The organism is Janthinobacterium sp. BJB426, from assembly GCF_002735705.1.
Lineage (GTDB): Bacteria > Pseudomonadota > Gammaproteobacteria > Burkholderiales > Burkholderiaceae_D > Janthinobacterium.
Window position 1 is genome coordinate 123780 of the sequence record NZ_PDZL01000003.1, and the last position, 21990, is coordinate 145769.

Here is a 21990-nt window from a genome sequence, read left to right on the forward strand (position 1 = left end):
ATGGCGGTGTTGCGGCGTCGCGTGACGCCGTGCCGGAGCGCCTCAAAGCGCGTCTGTTCGCTCTCTGATCGAGTGTACTATGGATGTAGCAGAACGGGCAATTGTTCCCTCAGGAACGACTGTCCGTGGCGCTGGCGCGCAACGCCTTCGATCATCCAGCGACGAACAGTGCCAGCGCGTGACGCAATAGTTGCGGCGTTTGCCCCGTCCAGCGCTTGAACGAGCGACGGAAGTTGGTGGCATCATGAAAGCCTAGGTAGGCGGCCACGGCATCGTTGTCGTAGCCATGCGCCTGGAACAGATAAATCGCCTTGTGCGCACGCACCTGGTCCAGCTCGGCCTGGAAATGCGTGCCATGGCGCGCCAGATGGCGCTTCAAGGTGGCGGGACTGACGCCGAACTCCTGCGCCGTGCGCTCCAGGGTCGGCGCGCAGCGGATATTCGCCAGCAGATAGTCGTACAGCGCGCCAAGCAGGCTGGCGGCGGGCACAGGAGCCAATGCCGCCGCGCGCAAGGCCAGCGCGGCCGCCGTCGCATTGCCGCGCGGCCAGGGCTTGTCGAGCCAGCTGGAATCGATGAGCATGGCATCGACCTGGCAATCAAAACGCAGCGCCTGGCCCAGGTGCACTTCATGCTGCTCCACGTGGCGGGGCCGCGCGCGGTTGAAGCAGAAGCGCCACGGCAAGGACTCTCCCGCCAGCCAGCGGCACATGGCCGCCAGCGCCGTCATGTGCATCTCCACCAGAAAAGGCAGCTGGCTCGGCGCGCCGAACGCATCGACCCAGTACAGCACATGCATGTCGCCCGCTTCGCGCAAACGCGGCTGTAACAGCGGACACAGCAAGGTATGGAAATCGCACAGGATGCTCAAGGCCTGGCGCAGATTCTGCGCCTGCAGCAAGGCGTGGCTGGCCGCGCCGTAATGTCCGGGCAGCATTTGCTGGCCCAGCATGAAACTGGTGTCGGCACTGTCCAGGCCGCGCGCCACGTTGGCCAGCAATTGCAGGTATTGCGCGGCGCTGACCTGGCTTTCCGCGGACGGCAGCGCGCCGCCATCGAGGCCCGTGCCCTTGAGCAGCGGCGCCACAGCCAATTCCCGGCTGCGCGCGTAATCGAGCACCAGCGCCGGCTGATGGTGGGCCGCGATGCTGGGGTCGCCTTGCTGGTTCAGCGGCATCAGGCAGGCGCGGCGGAACTGATCCCGGCACCGGAGCGCGGCGTTTCCACGGCCCGGCTCAGCTCGGCCAGCACCACTTCCGGCACGCCATCGGTGAGCGAGCACGCATGCCGCAGGCTCAGGCGGATTTCACGATTGTCGTTGGCGTGGTGGCGCATCTGCCCCACCATGGCGCACAGGTGGCGCGCCTTCACAGCCGCATCCTCGCGCGACACGCCCGGCATCAGCACGGCAAAGCGGTCGCCCGCATAGCGGCACAGCAAATCGTCATTGCGCAAGTTCAACAGCAGCATGTGACCCACGGCTTGCAGCACGCGGTCGCCTTCGCGGTGGCCGTATTCGCGGTTAATCAGGTGAAAGCTGTCGATGTCGAGCAAGACCAGCGCGCAATCGAGGCCGGGCCGGCGCTCCTGCTCCAGGCGCATCTGCGTGCGCAGATAGCTGGCGTCGGCCAGTTGCGTGATGCGGTCGAAGGCGCGGTGGTCGCGGAACAGGCGTTCGCGCTTTTGCAGGTGTTCGTTCAGGCGGAACTGTTCCTGGCGCCAGTAATACATGCCGATCGTCAGCACCAGCATGCCAAACGGAATCAAGGCTTCCAGCCAGTTATCCCACACGGCGCTCTTATCAACGGCAAAGAATTCATCGAGGCAATCGGCCCAGGACCCCAGCATGATGGCGCACAGGCCGCCGGCGATCAGACTCGTCACCAGCCCGCGCGGCCGGCTGCTGAGTGTGAACAGGAACCAGGTACCGGCCATGACGGCCGTGCCGCCTTCGCAGACGATATCCATCCACTTCCAGATGACAAACGGTTTGAGGTGCCCCAGTGTGGCGTACAGGAACAAGAACAGGGGCAACGCGAGCGCGGCGGCAATCAGGCTGTTACGGTGCAACGGCAGCATGTGGGAAACCTTTAAAAGTGGTGCTGTCGCCACGATAGCGCCCGCCCATGACGGCACGATGACATGCGCTGCGCCCGTGCGGCAGGTGCAAACGGCTCATCATTAGCAGTGCAGCTGCTGCAAATCTAGCAAGCCGCATCCCATGCGCCCTGCGCCGGCAGGTCATTTCAGCTCATGGCGCCAGCATTCCGGCCGCAAAGCGTTCGCATGCCGTTGTTTTCAGGGTGGCAAGCCCTTGCCTGTCACGCAACCGTCATATTTGCTGCCTAGAATCCGCCCGGTTCCTTCCCCTAACCGAGCCCTTCATGAAAACCATGCACACTTCGTTCCCCTCTCCGCTGCGCCTGACGGCCGTGGCCCTCGGCATCATGGCCGTCTTCAGCGGTCAAAGCCATGCGCAAGCGCAAGGTGAGGATGGTCAGCCGGCCGCCACCGTGATCGTCAGCGGCCAGCGCGCCAGTCTGCGCAACGCCATCGCCGCGCAAGAGAAAGCCGACAACATCATCAGCGTCATCAGCAGCGACGATATCGGCGGCTTGCCGGACAAAAACGCGGCCGAAGCGCTGGCCCGCTTGCCCGGCGTATCCGTCCAGCGCGACCAGGGCGAAGGCCGCTACATCACCGTGCGCGGCCTGGGACCGGACTTGAATGCCGTCACCATCAACGGCGCGCTGGTGCCGTCGCCGGAAGCGGGCCGCCGCGCCGTGGCGCTCGACATCCTGCCTGCCGGTTTGATCCGCACACTGGAAGTCTCGAAAACCTTGCTGCCGGAAATGGACGCCAACTCGCTGGGCGCCACCGTCGAAGTCAAATCGCTGTCCGCCTTCGACTTGCCGGGCAAGCTGCTGTCGGCCAACGTGGGCGCCAGCTATGACGAAAAGACGGGCAAAACCAGCCCCAGCGGCGGCGCTCTGTGGGCTCAGCGTTTCCTCGACGGCAAGCTGGGCGTCGCAGCCGGCCTGAGCGCGGAAAAGCGCTCGTTCGGTTCCGATGACGTGGAAACGGGCGGCGCCTGGAGCAAGGGAAAATTGTCGGGCCTGGAATTGCGCGACTACCTGCCCGTGCGCAAGCGCGGCGCCCTGGCCGTCAACCTCGACTATCGCCCCGAAGCGGGCAACAGCTGGTTCCTGCGCTCGTTCGTCAGCGAATTTTCCGACAATGAAGTGCGCGATCGCCTGACCATCAGCAATATCGCCGGCGGCAGTCTGGCCGAAGGCCAGACGGCCAGCGCGCGCGCCGAGCGCCGCATCCGCCAGCGCAAATACACGCAGCAAGTGCGCTCGCTCGTGCTGGGCACGCAGCAGAAATCGGGCGACTGGACCCTGGACGTGAAAGGCGGCCTGAGCCGTGCTACGGAAGACACGCCGGAATCCCTGAACGACGGCCGTTTCCGCGGCACCAGCAATTTCGCCGGCATCAGTTTCACGGATACGCAGGAGCCGAAATTGAGCGGCCCCGCCGCGCTGTACGACCCGGCCAATTACGCGCTGAACGCCATCACCCTGCAGAAGCGCTACTCAAAGGACAATGAACACCATGCGCGCATCGACCTGGCGCGCAAGTTCGACATCGCTACCCTGAAATTCGGCGCCAAGGTCAGCCGCCGCGAAAAGACCAATGACACGGATCAATGGGCGTATAACAGCAGCAAGGCATCGAGCGGCAACTACTGGGGCGCCGGCTCCACGTCGATGAGCAACTTCGTGCAAGGCCACACTCTCGACTACGACCTGGGCAACATCGGCGTGGCCCTGGACCCCGCCCTGATCCGCGCCCGCGTAGCCGGCCTGGACCGCGCCAAGGCGCGCCTGGCCACCGAGTCCATCATCAACGATTACCGCATGCATGAAGACATCAACGCCATGTATGTGCAAAACAGCTACGACTTCGACGCCTGGCACATCCTCGGCGGCGTGCGCGCCGAGCGTACCAGCTTTGAAGCTGCCGGCTCGCAAGTGGACAGCGCCGGCGTCGCCACGCCCTTGACGCGCGAACGTTCGTACACCAACTGGCTGCCGAACCTGCAAACCCGTTATGACCTGGATCAAAAGACCAGCGTCCGGGCCGCGTGGACACAGGCCGTGGTGCGCGCCAACTTCAGCCAGCTGGCACCGGGCATCAGCCTGGCCAGCAATACGGAAGCCGTGATCGGCAATCCGGACTTGAAACCGCTGAAGGCGAACAACCTGGACCTCGGCATCGAGCGCGTGCTGGGCAACGACGGCGTGATGTCGGCCTACGGCTTCTACAAGGACATCAAGAACTTTACCTATACGACAAATCTTGCCGGCACGGGATCATGGACGGGCTACACGACGGCCACCTCGTATGCGAACGGCGACGCGGCCAAAGTCAAAGGCGTCGAACTGGCCTATATGCAGCCGCTGCGCATGCTGCCGGCGCCATTCAACAAATTTCTCGTCGGCGTGAACGGCACCCTGAGCACGTCGAGCGCGCAAATCGGCCGCTTCGACAAAGCCAGCAACAAGCAGATGAACCGTGACATCCGCCTGCCGGGCCAGTCGAACCAGGTGATGAACTTGATGCTGGGCTATGAAACGGGACCGGTGAGCGCCCGCCTGGCCCTCAACTACAAGTCGCCGTATCTGCTGGAAATGGGCAACGACATCCTCGACCAAAGCCAGGACCATATCGTCGCCGGCCAGAAGCAACTTGATTTCTCGCTGTCGTACCAGATCAACAAGCAATTCCAGCTGATGTTCGAGGCGGCTAATCTGAACAACGAGAAATACTATGTTTACCAGGGCACGAAGCAATTCAACGTGCAGAACGAACAATACGGCCGCACTTTCAAGGTGAGCCTGAAAGCCAGCGCCTTCTGATGATGATTTTACCTACCATGAAAAAAAACGTACTCTGCAGCGCTTTGCTGGCTGCCTTTTGCCTCTCGGCCACGGCGCAAGCCGCGCCTGTCCAGGCTGCTCCTTCCTTCACACAGGAAGCGGAAGAACTGGCGCGCCTGCCCGGCGGCGGCTGGTTGACCTTGGACAAGCATGGCTTGCATCTGTTCAACGCTGCCGGCCTGGAACAGGACCGCATCGCCGTGCGCGCCAAGCAGCTCGACACGCGCCTTGACGGGAATCAAGTACTGGCCGTGTTCCTGGAAGCTGACACGCAGCGCCCGCTGCCCGTGACGGTCGACGTGCAGGCCGGCAAGCTGGTCAAGCTGGCGCCGTTTCCCGCCCCCACCTTTTCCGTGGAAGCATCGTGTTTGTACCGCGACGCCCAGCAGCTTGACCATCTCTTCCTGATTGGCAAGGATGGCCAGGCAGAACAGTGGGTGATGCAGGGCGAGCAGCGTCAGCTGGTGCGCAAGCTGGCCTTGCCGCCGCACGCCAAGCATTGCCGGGTCGATGATGGCGCCCGGCGCCTCTTGGTGAGCGAGTCGAACATGGGCGTGTGGGCGTATGACGCCGATTCCGAAGGCATGGGCAAGCGCGAAGTGGTGGCCCTGCGCAAGCCGTATGGCCCGCTGGACGGCGGCGCCGGCGCGCTGGCCGTGCTGCCGGGCGGTGTGGCCGTACTCGATGGCAAGGCGGAAAAACTGCACCTGCTGGCACGCCAGGGCGGCAAGTGGACGGCACAGCCGGCCCAAACCGTGGCCTTGAACGTGCGCAAGGGCGACAGCCAGCTGGCGCTGGACAAGGAATCGCTACTGCTGCGCGGCAAGAACGGTTGGCAAGCGCGGCCCTTGAAATGGGCTGGCCAAGCGGAAACACAGCCTGCGGTGGCCATCATCGCCCCACAGGCGCAGACGGAACCGATGGCGCGCCAGGGTGACGCGGCCGATGATCCGGCCATCTGGCTGTCCAGCAACCCCGCCAATGCACGCATCCTGGGCACCAACAAGAAGCAAGGGCTGCTCGTCTACGACCTGCAAGGCAAGCAGACGCAGCTGCTGGAAGTGGGCCGCCTGAACAACGTCGACGTGCGGCAGAACATCAGTTTGGGTGGCAGCAAGGTCGACCTGGCCGTGGCCACCCAGCGCGACGACAACAGCATGATGTTGTTCACCATCAATGCCGATGGCGTCGTGGCGGATGCGGGCCGTTTTCCGACCGGCCTGAGAAGCATCTACGGCATGTGCTTGTACCAGCCGGCCAGCGGCGGCGTGCAAGCGTTCATCAACGACAAGGACGGCACCTTCCAGCAGTACAGCATCGGCCTGGAAGGCGACAAGTTCAGTGCAACTCTGTTGCGCAGCTTCAAGGTCGCCACGCAACCGGAAGGCTGCGTGGCTGACGACGCCAACGCCCGCCTGTTCCTGGGCGAGGAAACGCGCGGCATCTGGACCACCTCGGCCGACGCCGCCAAGCCGGACGCCCTCACCATGGTCTTGCCCGTGGGAGCGAACCTGACGGCGGACGTGGAAGGCATGGCCATCTACCGCAAGCCCGGCGCCAAGCCGGACAGCGGCTACCTGATCGTCTCCAGCCAGGGCGACAGCAGCTACGTGGTGCTAGACGCCCAAGCGCCGTACAAGGTGCGCGGCCGCTTCAAGGTGGGCTTCAACTTGCCCGCCGGCATCGACGGCACCTCGGAAACGGATGGCCTCGACGTCACCGCCGCCAACCTGGGCGGCGCGTATGCACAAGGCATGCTGGTGATCCAGGACGGCTACAAGCGCCTGCCCGATGGGCCGCAAAACTTCAAGTATGTGGCTTGGGGGGATGTAGCGAAGGCATTGAAGCTGGAGTAATCAGGCAAGAACGGGGTTGAACCTGCCGGGGAATGCGCATCAGTGGCGCATTCCGCTCCCGAAGGAACCAGCCCCGGCACTATGCACGCGGCATATCAATATGAAATGGCAGTCGCTTGCCGCACAAGTCCACCATGCCAGACACGAGCAGGCGCCGTGCCGACAATTCGATAATATTGACGGCCGACACGTCGCCATATTCCATCATATAGATACCCGATTCCTCCGCCTCGGGATGCGTATCCAGCATCCCGATCGCAAGCGCTCCTCCCTGCCCTTCCGGTATGCGCAAGCCGTGCAGGAAAAACGCCGGCGGATACAGCGCCCACGACCATTCCGCATCCTCCGGCTCAGTCAAGCGCATAAACACATCATCATCGCCGTGGATATCAATATTGAGCTCCAGCATGCCGCTGCCATGAGCGTCCAGACTAATGCTTGATTTCGCTAAATCCACTTCAAAATTGGTGTCACCGATACTAAAAACAGTCATTCAATACTACTCCCAAGTTACAGGTAAATATGCGGTGCGACGGGCACCAAGGAATGCAGCGCAACCTCATCGATCACCAAACCAGAAGGATAAATCCGGCAATCACGGCGATCGTCTTGATGCACTATTTTCATCCTTTTTGCCATGTTCGCGCCATCATTGTCAACGCGCGCCGAAATAGCGTCAAAACTCATCACCTCTAATAATGCCAACGAATGCAAGAAACAGCAGCCTACTCCGCAAAACAGGCAAAAAACAGTAGCGTCCGCTTCCGCCCCAAAGCGGACCTTCGCCTTCAAGCGACTAAGGTTTGAACATTTGCTTTCACTTCGAGTCTTGCTCCCCACGTCAGGGCACGTAAACCATGTAGACAGTCACGACTTAATAACAGCCACGCACTATGTCCATTCTCTCACTGGGAGCACTTGCACCTAGGTCAAGAGGAGCGGATAAGGGCTGGCACGTTCTCGAGTAGCGCCCTGGCGCGCTGCATCACCCTCGGAGCCGGGTCTGCTTTCATCAGAGCCTCAACGGCGTAACGAAGGCCCTGCTCGCTAGGCTGATTTTCAAGAACGGGACCTATGCGCCGCAAGAACGGCGTCCGAGGATTGGCGATGGCCAAAAGTGCGTCAACCGCAATCAGACTAAGGGGGCGGCCGGCCTTCAGCCACTCTTCGCCCTTGGGCCAATTGAATTTTGACGCAGCGGCAAGATAACCCCATGCTTCACTAGTTGACTCACTTGCATGGGCCTCAATCCAGCCGAGGCTTTTCGTTGAGCGGAAGTGCGCCAAGGCTCCGAACTGCTTCTGCCGCATTTTCTCTGGTAGCGTCTCGAGCGCCATTGTCACCAGCGGAAATCCTTCATCCTCAGGGAGACAAGCTGCTGTGGCCGCTGCAAGTGACCAAAAGGAACCGCAGTCTGGGTAAGACTCCCAAGCGTGCCGTACAAATACGCTCCCTTGTGCGCGAAGGAGCGCAGCCACTTCCAAGGTGACCGCCCTGACCGACGGATTCAGAGTGCGGTCGAAGCGCTCGGCAATGCACGACAATACGCTTCCTCGGGGTAGTCGCCTCCATGCCGCAAAGACATCCTCGTCAAGGTTCCAGCGAGTCACCGAGTAATCGAGAAGTGTGGAAGCTGCCGTCTCGACCTGGCTGAGTGTAGGGGCCGGGTAGAATTCAGCGTCTTCGACGTCCTCTTCTGGTTGAGTAGCTTCCCCGTTATCGTCGTAGAAATCGTCGTGTAGCAGAAACTTTGCCCATCCGTGTCTCTTCGCGAGGTTGAACCACTCGCTTGGACGAAGCCGGCGGCTTATCAAACGTCCGTGACATTCTTGGCAGACCAGATACGGTTCACTTGGGTCGTCGTCCCGTTCTTCTATTAACGACGGGCAGCGTTCACATGCTTGGCAAAGAAAAGTCATATTTTAATAATGGTCGTTGCACTGAGGCGTCGAGTCATGCACCTCTTGAGTCACCTAAAAAAACCGCTTCTGGCCGTTAGCTGAACAATTACTCGTCGGCAAATGGAATCATGTCGGCTTTATGCCTTAGCCTGCCACTTGACATCTTCTGGAGATAATCGGAAAAATTGCACCAACAGCGTAGCTGCTGAATTGGCAGCGCAGGAGATATCGACATACAGAGCTGTTAGTCCCGAAGGGTTGTTATCGTGCTTCATGATCAAAACCGTACCTAATCCATCAATTTGTACGTAGCCCCCCTCGAACCAGTCGAGGTCATCATTATCTCGAAAGATGGTGGCATCAGTATCAACGATCAGCTCAACTGGAGTGCGCAGGGTAGCGATGATAGGTTTGCAGTCCCCACCCGGCCACGCAATGCCACTCTGTTTACTCACTTGTGCCCCCTCACCTATCTAAGAGAAAAATAAAATACTACAGGCAATATAAATGTCCGCTTTTGGCCGGTTGCGGTCGTCGGTAGCTTCCGCCCCTTAGCTGACCGTCAGCGTTCAGCGGTAAGGGTTATCATTTTTGCGCGTTATTAGGGGTGTCCTAACTAGAGCACCATTGTTTAATAATTTGATGCGCTTATAACTGGGCCGCAAAGTAAGCAAGCATACCACTTTGAAATGTGTTTATGATATTGTCGTGGCGTAAACAGTTCAGACGGAATTGCGGCAAACAGATGAAGAAACTGAACGTCGCTTTACCGTTGGCACTCGCCGCGCTGGCTTTCTGGCTATGCCTGACGTTGGGCGTGAGCCGCTTGCTCGGCGATGGCGCTCCGCAATCGCTCTTCGATGCCGTGGCCGGTAGCGTTCGCTGCTGACAATTAATCCGGAGGTGTCATGATTCATCGTGTTGTGGGTGTCGTCTTAGCCGGAGCAGCATTGCTGTCCGGTTGCGCAGCAAGCTCAAGCTCGCAGACTCAGCCGGACAGCTTGTCCGACACCAGCTGGACCTTGGTGGCGTTTTCTCAGGCTGCGGGCAATGCCGAGGTACGGCCGGCACGTTCAGACCAGTACCGGCTTTCCTTCCAGGCTGATGGCCGCCTGGTGGCGCAGGTGGACTGCAACCGGGGTAGCGGCACGTGGCAAGCAGCGCCCGCAGGATCAGGCAGCAGCTTGCACCTTGGCCCGATGGCGGTTACGCGCATGATGTGCTCACCCGATCCACTGGGCCAGCGCCTGCCGCAGGACATGGAAGCGGTGCAATCCTACCGTATCGTCAACGGCAAGCTGCAACTGCAATTGGTCGGCAACGCAGGCAGCTATATTTGGGCACGCGCGCAGCCGTGACGGCGCCACACCACCGGACGCGAATAGCATTCAAGCTGCTGATGTTGGCTGCCGTCTTGCTGTTTTCTGCGAGCGTTCAAGCGGCACCGCCAGTAGTCAAAGCGCCATCCGAGCTAACCACTTCACCAGCCGCAGTCGGCCCGATCGCAGTACAGGACATTCTGGCACGCGCCAGCGAGGAACAGCAGCAGGTGGAATTCGCCAGGCAGTTGCTGGCCGGCCCGCAGCCGTTCGATCGTCTGCGCCATGCGCTGGACAAGATCGCCGGCCCGGTTGACGCCAAGCAGCGTAATGCCAGCGGCACCGTGCTGCGCGGGCTGCCCATCATGCAACTGGAAAGCCTGGCGCGGCACTGGGAATTCGACAGTCATCGCTTTGCGCGCTGGGATGCCGACGCGCACCATGCGTTTGCACCCTACGAAGAAACCGCGATGCAGCTGGCGCAGCGGCGCCTGGCATGGTCGGCCACGCGCGCCGCCGGGTTGCTCGACGGGCTGCCGCCAGCGATGTCCGAGCGAGTGGATACCATGCTAGCGCAGATCGATACCTGTGAAACCGCGCTGGGCGTGGCGCTGGAACGCGAGTTTGCACTGAGCGAACGCGCCAACGCGCTCATGGCGCGCATTCGCGCCGGCCAATCAGATGTCGCCGCCGCGATTGACGATATCGACCAGCGGCTGCTGCGCGTCGACGTGCCACCACTGTGGCAGAGCCTAAATCTTAATACCAACTCGCAGACCTCCGTGGACGCCATGCAGCGTGGCCTGCAAATCGAAAGCCAGTTTGCCCGTGACTATAACGCCGCCGGCAACGCCAACCAGCAGGTCTTGCGCGTGGTGCAGCTGCTGTTGCTGCCATTAATCATCTGGCTGGTGGTGCGGAGCCCGTATGGCACTGCGCCTGCTGGAATTGCCGTGAGTGCATTGCAGCGTCCGTTCTCTGCATGGCTGCTGCTGGCCATGCTGTCGGTGCTGGTGTTTGAGCCAGATGCGCCGCTACTGGCGCAGGAAATTGTGCTGGTGTTGGCGCTGGTGCCGGTGCTGCGCCTGCTGCCGTCCAACACCGCCGTCTGGCTCGGCGTGCCGCCGTATATTGCGGTCGGCCTGTATGCGCTGGACCGTCTCGGCGTCGCCGTCGTGGCAGACGCGGGCATATACCGGCTGTTCTTGTTGGCGCTGAATCTTCTGGCGCTCGGCCTGACGGTGTGGATGCTGCGGCGTCAGCCGCCACTCCCCGCTGGTCGCGGTCAGGCGCTGCAATGGCCGCGCCGGATGCTGGTCTGGCTGGTGCTGGTAATGCTGTCCGTGGCGGCCATCTGCAACGTGGCCGGCAACGTCTCGCTGGCCGAAACGCTCACCAGCGGCGTCATCGACAGCGGCTACATGGCGCTGATGCTGTATGCCGGTGTGGCGGCATGTCAGGGGCTGCTGCGCGTGATCCTGAGCCAGCCGCAGCTGGCTGGGCGCCAGTTGGTGCATCGCCAAGGGCCGGTGCTACAGGCTGTATTCGACCGTTTTCTGGTGCTGGGAGCGCTGATCGGCTGGCTGTTATACAGTCTGCACCGCTTCCGCCTGCTGCGGCCGTTACAGGGCGCCAGTACAACGCTACTCGGCGCCGGGATTGACGTCGGTGAGGTCTCGGTGCATGTCGGCGACGTGCTGGTATTTTTGTTTGCCAGTTGGCTGGCGGTCTGGATCGCCGGCGCGGTGCGGCGTTTGCTGCGAGAGGAACTGCCAAGCCACAGAACATTGCCGCGTGGGGTGGGCAACAGTATCGCTTCGCTCAGTTACTACGGCGTATTGATATTGGGCCTGCTGGTGGCGTTGTCGGCGGCAGGCTTCAAGGTCAGCCAGCTGATGCTGGTGTTTGGCGCGCTGGGCATCGGCATCGGCTTTGGCTTGCAGAACGTGGTAAACAATTTTGTTTCGGGTGTGGTGCTGATGTTTGAACGACCGATCCAGCCGGGTGATGTGGTCGATGCCGCCGGCATCTCCGGCACGGTACGCGAGATCCGCCTGCGCGCCACTACCATTCGCACTTTCGACGGCGCCGATTCGGTGGTGCCGAACGGCCTGCTGCTTAGCGGTAATCTGACGAACTGGACCATGTTCGACCGCAGCCGCCGCTTTGAGGTCGCGGTTGGCGTGGCCTATGGTGCTGAACCGGCGCAAGTGATTGCGATTCTGACCGCCACGGCTGGCGCCACGCCGGGCGTGGTTGCCGACCCGCCGCTAGTGGTGTTGATGACGGGTTACGGCGAGAGCGCGCTGAATTTTGTTGTTCGCGCTTGGACTAATGACGTCAGCCATTGGATGCATGTGCGCGGCGAGTTGCTGCAGCGAGTGCTTGCAGCCTTGCAGGCAGCGGGCATCGCGATCCCTTATCCACAGATTGATGTCAATCTACGTAACCTGCCTGGAGAAAAGAATGAATAAACTGGTGACCTTGATGACCTGCGCCGTGCTGATCTGCGGCAGCGCCGCAGCAGCTGATCCAGGGCGGCACGAGCAGATCGAACTGGCGCAAGGCGCGGCGCTAAAGAAACTCAGCGGCAAGATCAAAGGCGATGAAACTGTTGAATATCGTATCGCGGTTCCGGCCGGGGGCGCGCTCAATCTCAAGCTGAAGAGCGCCAACCGCTCCACCTACTTCAATGTCAGCGCGGAGGGGGCCGAGGAAGCCATATTTGTCGGCTCACGCGATGGCGACCATTTCACAATCACTGCGCCGGCGGGCGCTGTCTACAAAGTCAGTGTCTACCTGATGCGCAATGCCGCGCGGCGTCACGAGAAAGCCAGCTATGTGATAGAAGCCGTTGCCAGCGCACCGATGACACCGCGCTAAACATCTAGCCGGGCTTCTTCAATGTGTGCAACTGCTCCTTGCGTAGATATTACAGACCGTACATCAACCCGCCGGGCGGGCCGGTTTGATCGAGGTCGCGGCAATCCTGACCGCCACTTGGTCGCAGCCTCATATTCGGCATGCAACGTAACGGCTCGCCGGCAACGCCGGTTAGCGGACTAGGCCAACACGCAAAGTGCTGTGTCGACGAGGACTCAAAAACGGCGATGGCCATCATCCGCATCGCAGCGGCCGTTGAACTTGATCATGCCGTCGATCGTGATGGAGCCGCTGCGTCGGTTGATGGATAGGCGAGGCTGGTTAAGCCCGTTCAGGCGAAACTGGCCGCGAATTTCGTCGTGCCCCACGATCAGATCGTTGATAGACCACCAGCCGTTGTTGCTCTCGCCGTGCAGCGGTGGAATCAGACTTTGGGGTAATTGAATCTCGGCGCGGTCGCCGTGGATGGAGATATTGATTGTGGCCTGAAAGTCAGACTTGCCGCTCTCTACACTTTGCTTGGGGACATACTTGTGCTGTTGCGCGTCCCACTCAAACCCGGAACGGACCTCCGCTGTCGGCTTTTCGGCGCCGCCGTAGCAAACGAGTTGAATATCCTCACCGCGATCGTCACGGTTGCGGTCTTGTGCATACCCAGTAGTGGTGGATATAAGGCTTAACGCTGACAGAAACCGTAGACAGGATTTCACTTGATTACCTCGCGAAGTTAATAATTAACCACTCTATTGTAGTTGATGAGAATGAATTCATTGAAGGCTCTCAGCAACTTTAATCAGGCTGATAGGGAATGACCTTAAAGCCAATGTCCGCAACTGGCCGGTTGCCGTCGTTGGCAGGTTGCACCCCGAAGCTGACACTCCCGATTTTCAGGGACGAGAGCTATTACTTGCGGCTCTTCTGTGGCCAGAAGAGCACGTATATTGTGCCCGCCAAGCCCACAAATATACCGATGAAGGCCGCACGTCCCCAATCAAGTTGATGAGCCTCACCAAGAAACCGGGTATAGAGCAAAGTTCCAGTTGCCATGACAAGGGCGAAGTGAACCACTCGTTTCATAAGTCTCCTTTTTGCGTTTCAGGTATAGATCGCCAAGGTCCGTTCTTGGCCGAATCCGGCCTATAAGCAACGATATCATGTTGTCCAAATGAAAATCTACTAAATTTCCACATCACCTTCCTCACGCCGCCGATGCTCTTTAGACGCATAGTAGAGTTCCATTCAGGAGGTCTATCATGGAATATCAAGCACAATTTTTTGGTCAACCTACACCATGGAACAAAGGCAAATTAGTCGGGCAAAAAGCGCCACTGCGCGTAAGTGAAATATGGGCAATTCGCGTCCGCCTAGAAATTTACCGGAGAGTGCGTGACTTGGCGCTCTTCAACTTGGCCATCGATAGCAAATTGCGTGGCTGCGACTTGGTCCAGTTGCGTGTCAACGATGTATGTCAGGGAGGGCATATAGCAGCGAGGGCCATTGTGATGCAGCAGAAAACGAAGCGACCTGTCCAATTCGAACTTACCGCAGGAACCAGGAAGAGCCTTGGAGAATGGATTTCGGCCGCAGGTTTACGCCGCGGAGACTTTCTATTCCCCAGTCGGATTTCCGAATCGCCGCATATTTCAACCAGGCAGTACGCGCGCATAGTTCACCAATGGTTCGACGAAATCGGATTGGACCCGACGGCATACAGTACACACACGATGCGTCGGACGAAGCCAACCCTCATCTACCGTCGCACAAAAAATTTGCGGGCAGTGCAGCTATTGCTGGGTCACACGCGCTTGGAAAGTACGGTGCGCTATCTTGGGATTGAGGTTGACGATGCGCTAGAAATGGCCGAGCAAACCGATGCTTGAGAATAAGGGCGACGCCAGCAGTCGCCCCAAAGCAGAAGTTCAGCTTGGCGGTGGTAGTCGCTCTAAACGCCCCCTCACTACACTATCTTCATTTTCGAATTTTCGATTGAAAAATACGAGGTTAGCGATCTCGCAAAGGCTATATGCCGGCATGAGGAATCTATGCAATACCCAGGGATCGGGAGAAGGCAGCGTATGCAGCAGGAGCGACTCGCATAGCAAAACTAATATGCAGTTTACTTGCGCACAGGACACAGATATAGTCTAGGCAACAAATTAGTGCAGACCTGATTGGAGCATTTAGGCATGAACCCATCTTCTACCCGTCCCACCAGGCCTGTAATTCTTGTCGTGGACGACACGCCGGATAATCTCTTGTTGATGGCCAACTTGCTCAAGGATAGTTATACGGTCAAAGCTGCAAATAACGGCGAGAAGGCGCTACGCATCGCGCGGGATGCACCGCCGCCCGACCTCATCCTGCTCGACATCATGATGCCTGGCATGAGCGGGCACGATGTGGCGCAGGCACTGCAGGCCGCCCCGGACACGCGAGACATTCCCATCATCTTCCTGACCGCCATGGCCTCAAGCGAGGACGAGACGCACGGTCTGGAGCTGGGCGCAGCCGACTACATAACCAAGCCGATCAGCCCCCCCGTGGTGCTGGCGCGCGTGCGCACCCAGCTCAAGGTCAAGGACGCGGCCGACTTCCTGCGCGACAAGAACGACTACCTGGAACAGGAAGTCCAGCGCCGCACGCGCGAGCTGGGCGCGATCCAGGACGTCACGATCCACGCCATGGCCTCGTTGGCAGAGACGCGCGACAACGAGACCGGCAACCACATCCGCCGCACCCAGCACTACGTCAAGGTGCTGGCCGAACACTTGCGCGAGCATCCACGCTTCCGCGCTTTTCTCGACCCCGACACCATCAAGCTGTTGTTCAAGTCGGCGCCGTTGCACGACATCGGCAAGATCGGCATCCCCGACCGCATCCTGCTCAAGCCTGGCCGCTTCGAGCCCGAGGAATTCGAGATCATGAAGACCCACACCACGCTAGGGCGCGACGCCATCGCCCACGCCGAGCAACAACTGGGCATGGATGTCGACTTCCTGCGCCTGGCTAAGGAGATCGCCTACTCACACCAGGAAAAATGGGACGGCAGCGGCTACCCCGAAGGCCTGGCCGGCGATGCCATCCCGATTTCGGCGCGCCTGATGGCGCTGGCCGACGTCTACGACGCCCTGATCAGCCGCCGCGTCTACAAGGAAGGCATGTCGCATGAAAAAGCGGTTCAGATCATCGCCGAGGGGCGCGGCTCGCACTTCGATCCCGACGTCTGCGACGCCTTCCTGGCCAATCTGCAGGTGTTCCAGCAGATCGCCGCGCGCTACGCCGACAGCGACCACGACATGGCCAAGCAGGCCGCCGCCATCGCGCACACCCTGCCTGCAAAGTGAGCACCGGCATGCGTTCGCCCCTGGCCTATGTTGAACGGCTGCGCCTGCGCCAGAAGCTGGCGGCCGGTTTCTGCGCGGTGCTGTTGCTGGCCTTGGCGCTGGGCGTGCAAAGCCTGCGCACCCAGGACCAGCTAAGCGGCGACATGCAGCACCTGCTCAGCGAGGGCATGATCGGCATCGTGCAGGTCAAGGAAGCCCGCATCCAGCTCACCCGCTTCGAGCTAATGCTGCACAAGGTGGCCAACGCCCCGGACCCTGTTGCCGTCGACGAGGCGCTGGAACAGCTCGACAAGGCGCGCGAGCAGTTGCATTTCGCTGCCGGCGAGGCCCGCGCCACGTTGCTGCGTACCGACAATCAGCAACGCTATGCCGTCTTCGAAACCATGCTGGCGCGCGCCGAACGCATCGCCGACGAGGCCATGGAGCTGACGCGCGAGAATCGCAATGCCGAGGCCAACGCCTTGCTCAACAGCGAACGCTTCCAACAGGCCATGCGCACGGCTGACCTGCAGATGGCCGAGATCGCCGCCGTCAAGGACTCCAACGCCCGCAGCACCATTTACCATATCCGCCAGTTCGCGCTCACCAGCAGCACCCTCACCTACGCCCTGCTGATCGGCGGCCTGGCGGTGGCGCTGCTGTGCGCCTGGTGGATCAGCCTGTCGATCAGGCGCCCGGTCAACCGCCTGCGCGAGGCGGTCGATGCGCTGGCCGCCGGCCAGCTCGACAGCGTGATCCCGCACACCGACTACCAGAACGAAACCGGCGACCTGGCCCGCGCCATTGCCAAGCTGCAGGTCGAATCGCGCCAGCTCGACATGCAGCGCTGGATCAAGTCGCAGGAAGCCTCGATCCAGGCCGAACTGCAGCAGGCGGCCAGCCTGGACCAGGCCGCGCAGCGCCTGTTGACGCTACTCGCGCCGCTGGTGCAGGCTGGCCAGGGCGCGCTCTACCTGCTTGACGAAGACGTTGCCGCACTGCGCCTGGCCGCCAGCTACGCCGCCGATCCGGACCATCCGCCGGCGCCGCAACTGGCGCTGGGTAGCGGCCTGCTGGGCCAGTGCGCGCAGGACCGCCAGCCGCTCCGGCTCGACGCCCTGCCGGACGACTACGCGCAGATTCTCTCGCAGCTGGGGCGGTCGCGCCCACGCCACCTGCAGGTACTGCCACTGCTGCACGGCGAGCGCCTGATGGGCGTGCTGGAGCTGGCCGGCTTCGACGCTCCCAGCGAATCGGGTCGCGTGCTGATGGACGAGCTGCTGCCCAAGCTGGCGATGTCGCTGGAAATCAAGGCGCGCAGCCACGCGGTGCAGACCATGGCCGCCGAACTCGAAGCGCAGCAGGTGGCGCTGAAAGCCACCGAGGCCTGGTATCGCGGCATCATCGAGGCGGCGCCCGACGGCATGCTGGTGATCGACGCCCAGGGCCTGATCATGATGACCAACCCGCAGCTCGACCAGCTGTTCGGCTACCAGGCCGGCGAGCTGGCCGGCCTGCCGATCGAAGTCCTGGTGCCGCCGGAGGCGCACGGGCGCCACGTCGGCTCGCGCGACGGCTTCATCGCGCACGGCACTGCGCGCCAGATGGGCACGGTTGGCGCCGACCTGCACGGCATGCGCAAGGACGGCAGCCGCTTCTCGGTCGAGATCGGCCTGTCGCGGCTGCCGGCCATCGCCGAGCGCGGCGTGTGCGTGTGCGCCTCGGTGCGCGACATCAGCGACCGCAAGCTGGCCGAGGCCGAAGTGCTGCGCGCCAAGGAGATCGCCGAGGACGCCACCCGCGCCAAGAGTGACTTCCTGGCCAATATGAGCCACGAGATCCGCACGCCGATGAACGCCATCATCGGCATGAGCCACCTGGCGCTACGCACCGATCTCGACAAAAAACAGCGCAACTACATCGAGAAGGTGCACCGCTCGGCCGAGAACCTGCTGGGCATCATCAACGACATCCTCGACTTCTCCAAGATCGAAGCGGGCAAGATGAGCATCGAGCAGGCGCCGTTCCGGCTGGAGGACGTGCTGGAAAACTTCGCCAACATGATCGGCCTGAAGGCCGAGGACAAAGGCCTGGAACTATTGTTCGCCACTCCGGCCGACCTCCCCACGGCGCTGGTGGGAGATTCGCTACGGCTGGGCCAGGTGCTGGTCAACCTCGGCAACAACGCCGCCAAGTTCACCGAGCGCGGCGAGATCGTGGTCGGGGTCGAGCTGGCGGCCGAGGCCGGGGAACAGGTCGAGCTGCACTTCTGGGTGCGCGACAGCGGCATCGGCATGACGCTCGAACAGTGCGAGCGCCTGTTCCAGTCCTTCAGCCAGGCCGACAGCTCAACCACGCGCAAGTACGGCGGCACCGGGCTGGGCCTGGCCATCTCCAAGAAACTGGTGGAGTTGATGGACGGCCGGGTCTGGGTCGAGAGTGTGCCGGGCCATGGCTCGACCTTCCACTTCAGCGCCCGCTTCGGCCGCCAGGCCGAGGTGCAGCCGCGCCGCATGTTCCATGCCGACGAGCTACTTGGCCTGCGGGTGCTGGTGGTCGACGACAACGCCAGCGCACGCGAAATCCTGTCGACCATGGCGCGCAGTTTCGGCTTGGAGGTGGACCTGGCCGACAGCGGCCACAGCGCGCTGCGCACCATGGTCGAGGCCGAGCGCAAGGGCCTGCCCTACGACCTGGTGTTGCTGGACTGGCGCATGCCAGGCATGGACGGCGTCGAGACGCTGCAACGCATGCAGAGTGGCGCCGTGACCCACATCCCATCGGTCATCATGGTGACGGCCTTCGGCCGTGACGACGCCCAGGAAGCGGCGGCGCGCCAGAAGATCGCGCTGCCAGCGGTGCTGACCAAGCCGGTCACGCCGTCGACCCTGCTCGAAGCCATTGGTGAGGTGCTGGGCAAGGGCGTGGTGGCGGAGACACGACAGGCCGAGCGTCAGGACCGCAGCGTGGCCGACCAGGCCCGCTTGGCCGGCGCCCGCTTGCTGCTGGCCGAGGACAACGACATGAACCAGGAACTAGCGCGCGAGCTGCTTGAAAGCGCCGGAATCGTGCTCACCATCGTCAGCGACGGGCAACAGGCGCTGGACCTGCTGACCCAAGCCGGGACCGCCGCCTTCGACGGCGTGCTGATGGACTGCCAGATGCCGGTGATGGATGGCTACGAAGCCACCCGCCGCCTGCGCGCCCAACCCCGCTACGCTCAGCTGCCGATCATCGCCATGACCGCTAACGCCATGGCCGGCGACCGCGAAATGGCGCTGGCGGCCGGCATGAACGACCACATCTCCAAGCCGCTGAACGTCGCCTCCATGTTCGCCACCATGAGCAAGTGGATCCGCCCGGCGCAGCCGGCTGTAGCAGCGCCCCCGGCGGAGCAGCCCGATGCCGAAGACAAAACGGCCGCCGACGCCCTACCTGCCCAACTCCCGGGTATCGACCAGCGCGCCGGCCTGGCGACCAGCATAGGCCGGCAGGACCTTTACCTGCGCATGCTGCTGCGCTTCCGCGACGGCCACGCCAGACTGCGGGAGGATTTCGAGGCGGCGCGGCAAAGCGACGACCCCACGGCGGCGGCGCGGGTCGCCCACACCTTGCGCGGCACCGCCGGCAACATCGGCGCCAAAGGTGTGGCGGCGACAGCCACCGCACTGGAACTGGCATGCAAAGCCAGCGTAACCGAGGCCGAACTGGCCGCGTTGCTGACGGCGGTCGAAAACGAACTGGCGCCGGTGCTGCTCGGCCTGGCCGCACTGGGCAACTATACTGCAGCGGCAGAGAACACCCGGGCCGTGGCCATCGCAGCGGCTCCCGCCCTGCCGCCGGACGCGGCCGCCACACTTGCCCAGCTGCGCAAGCTGCTGGCCGACAGCGACACCGCCGCGCTGGATGTGCTGGAGACATTGGAATCGCAAGCCGCCGGCCACCCGCTGGCGCGACAGCTGCGCAAAGTCAGCCAGGCAATTGAACGCTTCGACTTCGACGCCGCGCTGGAATCGCTTGACGCCGTGGTGCAGCCAGCCTGACAAGCAAGGCCGCCGCGCGATTCGCCTTAGGCCGGGGGCGGCACCGACGGCAGGCTGACAATCAGGGTGGTGGTCTGGAGCTCGTCATCGACGGCGAAGGCCACCTCGCCGTATTGCGCGCGCGCCAGCAGGCGTGCCGAATACGTGCCCAGGCCGGTGCCGCCGGACTTACCGTCGGTGACGAACTTGTCGAAGAAGCGTTCGCGTATCGGTTCCGGGATCACACCCTTGTTGACGATCTCGATGCGCAACGGGCTTCCGGCGTACAGCGTGGCGATGACGCGGGTGCGCTCGGGCGCTGCCTCGCAAGCGTTCTTGATCAGATTATTCAGCAGCGAATAGGTCAGCATGGCATCGCCCAGCGCTAGCGGAGCGTCGATGCCGACATCGAAATCGGTGTCGACCGCCAACACCAGCTGCTTACCCGCGTAAGTGGCGCGTGCCGTCTCAACCACCCGCCGCAACATGTCGCTGATGGGCAGCGGCGCTGCATGGAGCACGTATTTTCCCGTCTCGATCTTGTACAGCTCGGTGGACAGGTTGACCATGTCGGTCACCTGCAGCATGGCCTGCTCGGCCAGCCGCAAATTCTCAAGCTGTCGGCGGTCCATGTCGGCGGCGTCGATCAGCGACTGCACTATGCCGATGGCGCCGGCCAGCGGTCCCTTGAGGTCGTGCCGCGTCATGGCCTCGACGTCATCGCGCAGGCGGGCGATGGCGAGCATATTGTCGTAATCGGCTTGCAGGTGGCGGCGCAGCTCGACGTAGCGCATGAAGTTGTCGACCCGCAGCTTCAGCTGGGCCGGGTCGATTGGTTTGGTAATGAAGTCCACCGCGCCCAACTCCATGCCTTGCAGGCGCGCGGCGTCGTCGGTAAGGGCGGTGACGAAGATGATGGGTACATTTTCTGCGCTGGGATGCTCGCGCATGCGGCGCGCCACTTCAAAACCGTCCATGCCGGGCATCATCACGTCCAGCAGCACTAGGTCGGGCGGCGTGTCGCCACAGCACAAGGCCAGTGCTTTCTCGCCGTTGTGCGCTGCCTTGATGCGGTAGCGGCCCTTGAACACATTGGCCAGCACGTACAAGTTGTCGGCAGTGTCATCGACCAAGAGCAAGGTCGGCGGCAACGGTTGCGGCGGTGGCAAATGAACCACAGCCGGTGGCACGACGACCACATCGTCTACGGTTACAGCAACGCGCGGCGCATCGATGTTCGTGTCCGGCACTGGTGGTGCAACCTGGTGCGCCATCGCGCGCTTGATGCTGGTGGCCAGCCGGCCCGCCGTGTAGGGTTTGACCAGCAGGTCGCTGACACCGCTGCTGATGGCCGTTTCGATGCGGCTGCGCTCGGCCTCGGCGGTGATCATAATGAACGGCATGTGCATATGGCGCGGACTGGAGCGAATCATCTGCAGTAGGGCGATGCCGGTCAACGCTGGCATATTCCAGTCGGAGATCACCAAATCATAACGCTTACGCTCAATCATGCGCCAAGCTTCGGCTCCATCGGATGCGAGCTCCACCGCCCCATAGCCGAGCGAGGTCAGTTGGCCAGCAGTGACCTTGCGCATTGTTTCGACGTCGTCGACCACCAGTATTCTCAGCACTTCTGCCATGTCGCCCCCATGTCGGGCCTGCTACATTGCGTAGCAGACCGCCTTATTTATTATGAGGCATTTTTTTGCTGGGTTGGAGCAAAAACATTTCAACCCATCGTTA

The 21990-nt window shown here is 61.8% G+C and carries 17 protein-coding genes; 9 read left to right on the forward strand and 8 right to left on the reverse strand.

Annotated features, from left to right (window positions below; genetic code table 11):
* Positions 1-151: 151 nt before the first annotated feature.
* Both CSQ93_RS06085 and CSQ93_RS06090 read right to left on the reverse strand, forming a co-directional pair.
* Positions 152-1177: an AraC family transcriptional regulator gene (locus CSQ93_RS06085; RefSeq protein ID WP_099377250.1), complete on the reverse strand. Its 1026-nt coding sequence runs from the start codon at positions 1175-1177 to the stop codon at positions 152-154.
* A complete protein-coding gene (locus CSQ93_RS06090; RefSeq protein ID WP_099377251.1) occupies positions 1177-2079 on the reverse strand; it encodes a GGDEF domain-containing protein in 903 nt (300 codons plus the stop codon). Before CSQ93_RS06090 ends, CSQ93_RS06085 begins: the two co-directional genes overlap by 1 nt.
* A gap of 305 nt (positions 2080-2384) precedes the next feature.
* Between CSQ93_RS06090 and CSQ93_RS06095 the strand changes: the two genes are divergently transcribed.
* Positions 2385-4922, forward strand: a complete 2538-nt coding sequence (locus tag CSQ93_RS06095; protein ID WP_099377252.1) for a TonB-dependent receptor — start codon at positions 2385-2387, stop codon at positions 4920-4922.
* Positions 4923-4939: 17 nt separating this feature from the next.
* The gene (locus tag CSQ93_RS06100; RefSeq protein WP_099377253.1) at positions 4940-6799 is read left to right on the forward strand and encodes a phytase; all 1860 of its coding nucleotides are present in this window, start codon (positions 4940-4942) and stop codon (positions 6797-6799) included.
* Positions 6800-6878: 79 nt separating this feature from the next.
* On the opposite strand, the gene CSQ93_RS06105 is transcribed toward CSQ93_RS06100, so the two are convergent.
* From CSQ93_RS06105 to CSQ93_RS28745, 4 genes are all read right to left on the reverse strand, one after another.
* Entirely contained in the window at positions 6879-7292 is a 414-nt protein-coding gene (locus CSQ93_RS06105) for a hypothetical protein (RefSeq protein ID WP_158301140.1), read from the reverse strand.
* A gap of 17 nt (positions 7293-7309) precedes the next feature.
* Positions 7310-7591, reverse strand: coding sequence for a hypothetical protein (locus CSQ93_RS29355; protein WP_233516068.1), 282 nt, complete (start codon positions 7589-7591; stop codon positions 7310-7312).
* A gap of 137 nt (positions 7592-7728) precedes the next feature.
* Positions 7729-8142, reverse strand: a complete 414-nt coding sequence (locus CSQ93_RS29360) for a hypothetical protein (protein WP_233516069.1) — start codon at positions 8140-8142, stop codon at positions 7729-7731.
* 695 nt (positions 8143-8837) lie between these two features.
* Positions 8838-9155, reverse strand: coding sequence for a hypothetical protein (locus CSQ93_RS28745; RefSeq protein WP_158301142.1), 318 nt, complete (start codon positions 9153-9155; stop codon positions 8838-8840).
* A gap of 290 nt (positions 9156-9445) precedes the next feature.
* Between CSQ93_RS28745 and CSQ93_RS28750 the strand changes: the two genes are divergently transcribed.
* The 4 genes from CSQ93_RS28750 to CSQ93_RS06125 are packed head-to-tail and all read left to right on the forward strand — an operon-like array spanning position 9446 to position 12902.
* Positions 9446-9589, forward strand: a complete 144-nt coding sequence (locus CSQ93_RS28750) for a hypothetical protein (protein WP_158301143.1) — start codon at positions 9446-9448, stop codon at positions 9587-9589.
* A 19-nt stretch (positions 9590-9608) separates the two neighbouring features.
* Positions 9609-10058 carry an META domain-containing protein gene (locus tag CSQ93_RS06115; RefSeq protein WP_099377256.1) on the forward strand — a complete coding sequence of 150 codons (450 nt, stop codon included), beginning with the start codon at positions 9609-9611 and terminating at the stop codon, positions 10056-10058.
* Between the two features lie 41 nt (positions 10059-10099).
* The gene (locus tag CSQ93_RS06120; protein WP_158301144.1) at positions 10100-12493 is read left to right on the forward strand and encodes a mechanosensitive ion channel family protein; all 2394 of its coding nucleotides are present in this window, start codon (positions 10100-10102) and stop codon (positions 12491-12493) included.
* Positions 12486-12902, forward strand: coding sequence for a DNA breaking-rejoining protein (locus CSQ93_RS06125; RefSeq protein WP_099377258.1), 417 nt, complete (start codon positions 12486-12488; stop codon positions 12900-12902). The genes CSQ93_RS06120 and CSQ93_RS06125 overlap by 8 nt, the downstream gene beginning before the upstream one ends.
* Before the next feature lie 215 nt (positions 12903-13117).
* On the opposite strand, the gene CSQ93_RS06130 is transcribed toward CSQ93_RS06125, so the two are convergent.
* Positions 13118-13612: a hypothetical protein gene (locus CSQ93_RS06130; RefSeq protein WP_034788523.1), complete on the reverse strand. Its 495-nt coding sequence runs from the start codon at positions 13610-13612 to the stop codon at positions 13118-13120.
* Between the two features lie 543 nt (positions 13613-14155).
* On the opposite strand from CSQ93_RS06130, the gene CSQ93_RS06135 reads away from it, so the two are divergent.
* From CSQ93_RS06135 to CSQ93_RS06145, 3 genes are all read left to right on the forward strand, one after another.
* Positions 14156-14782, forward strand: coding sequence for a tyrosine-type recombinase/integrase (locus CSQ93_RS06135; protein WP_099377259.1), 627 nt, complete (start codon positions 14156-14158; stop codon positions 14780-14782).
* Between the two features lie 306 nt (positions 14783-15088).
* Complete coding sequence (locus tag CSQ93_RS06140; protein ID WP_176374588.1) at positions 15089-16246, forward strand: response regulator; 1158 nt, start codon at positions 15089-15091, stop codon at positions 16244-16246.
* Positions 16247-16254: 8 nt separating this feature from the next.
* Positions 16255-20268 (forward strand): response regulator, encoded by a 4014-nt coding sequence (locus CSQ93_RS06145; RefSeq protein WP_099377560.1) that lies wholly within the window; start codon positions 16255-16257, stop codon positions 20266-20268.
* Positions 20269-20294: 26 nt separating this feature from the next.
* Here CSQ93_RS06145 and CSQ93_RS06150 read toward each other — a convergent pair whose 3' ends face one another.
* Entirely contained in the window at positions 20295-21887 is a 1593-nt protein-coding gene (locus tag CSQ93_RS06150; RefSeq protein WP_099377261.1) for an ATP-binding response regulator, read from the reverse strand.
* Positions 21888-21990: the final 103 nt, after the last annotated feature.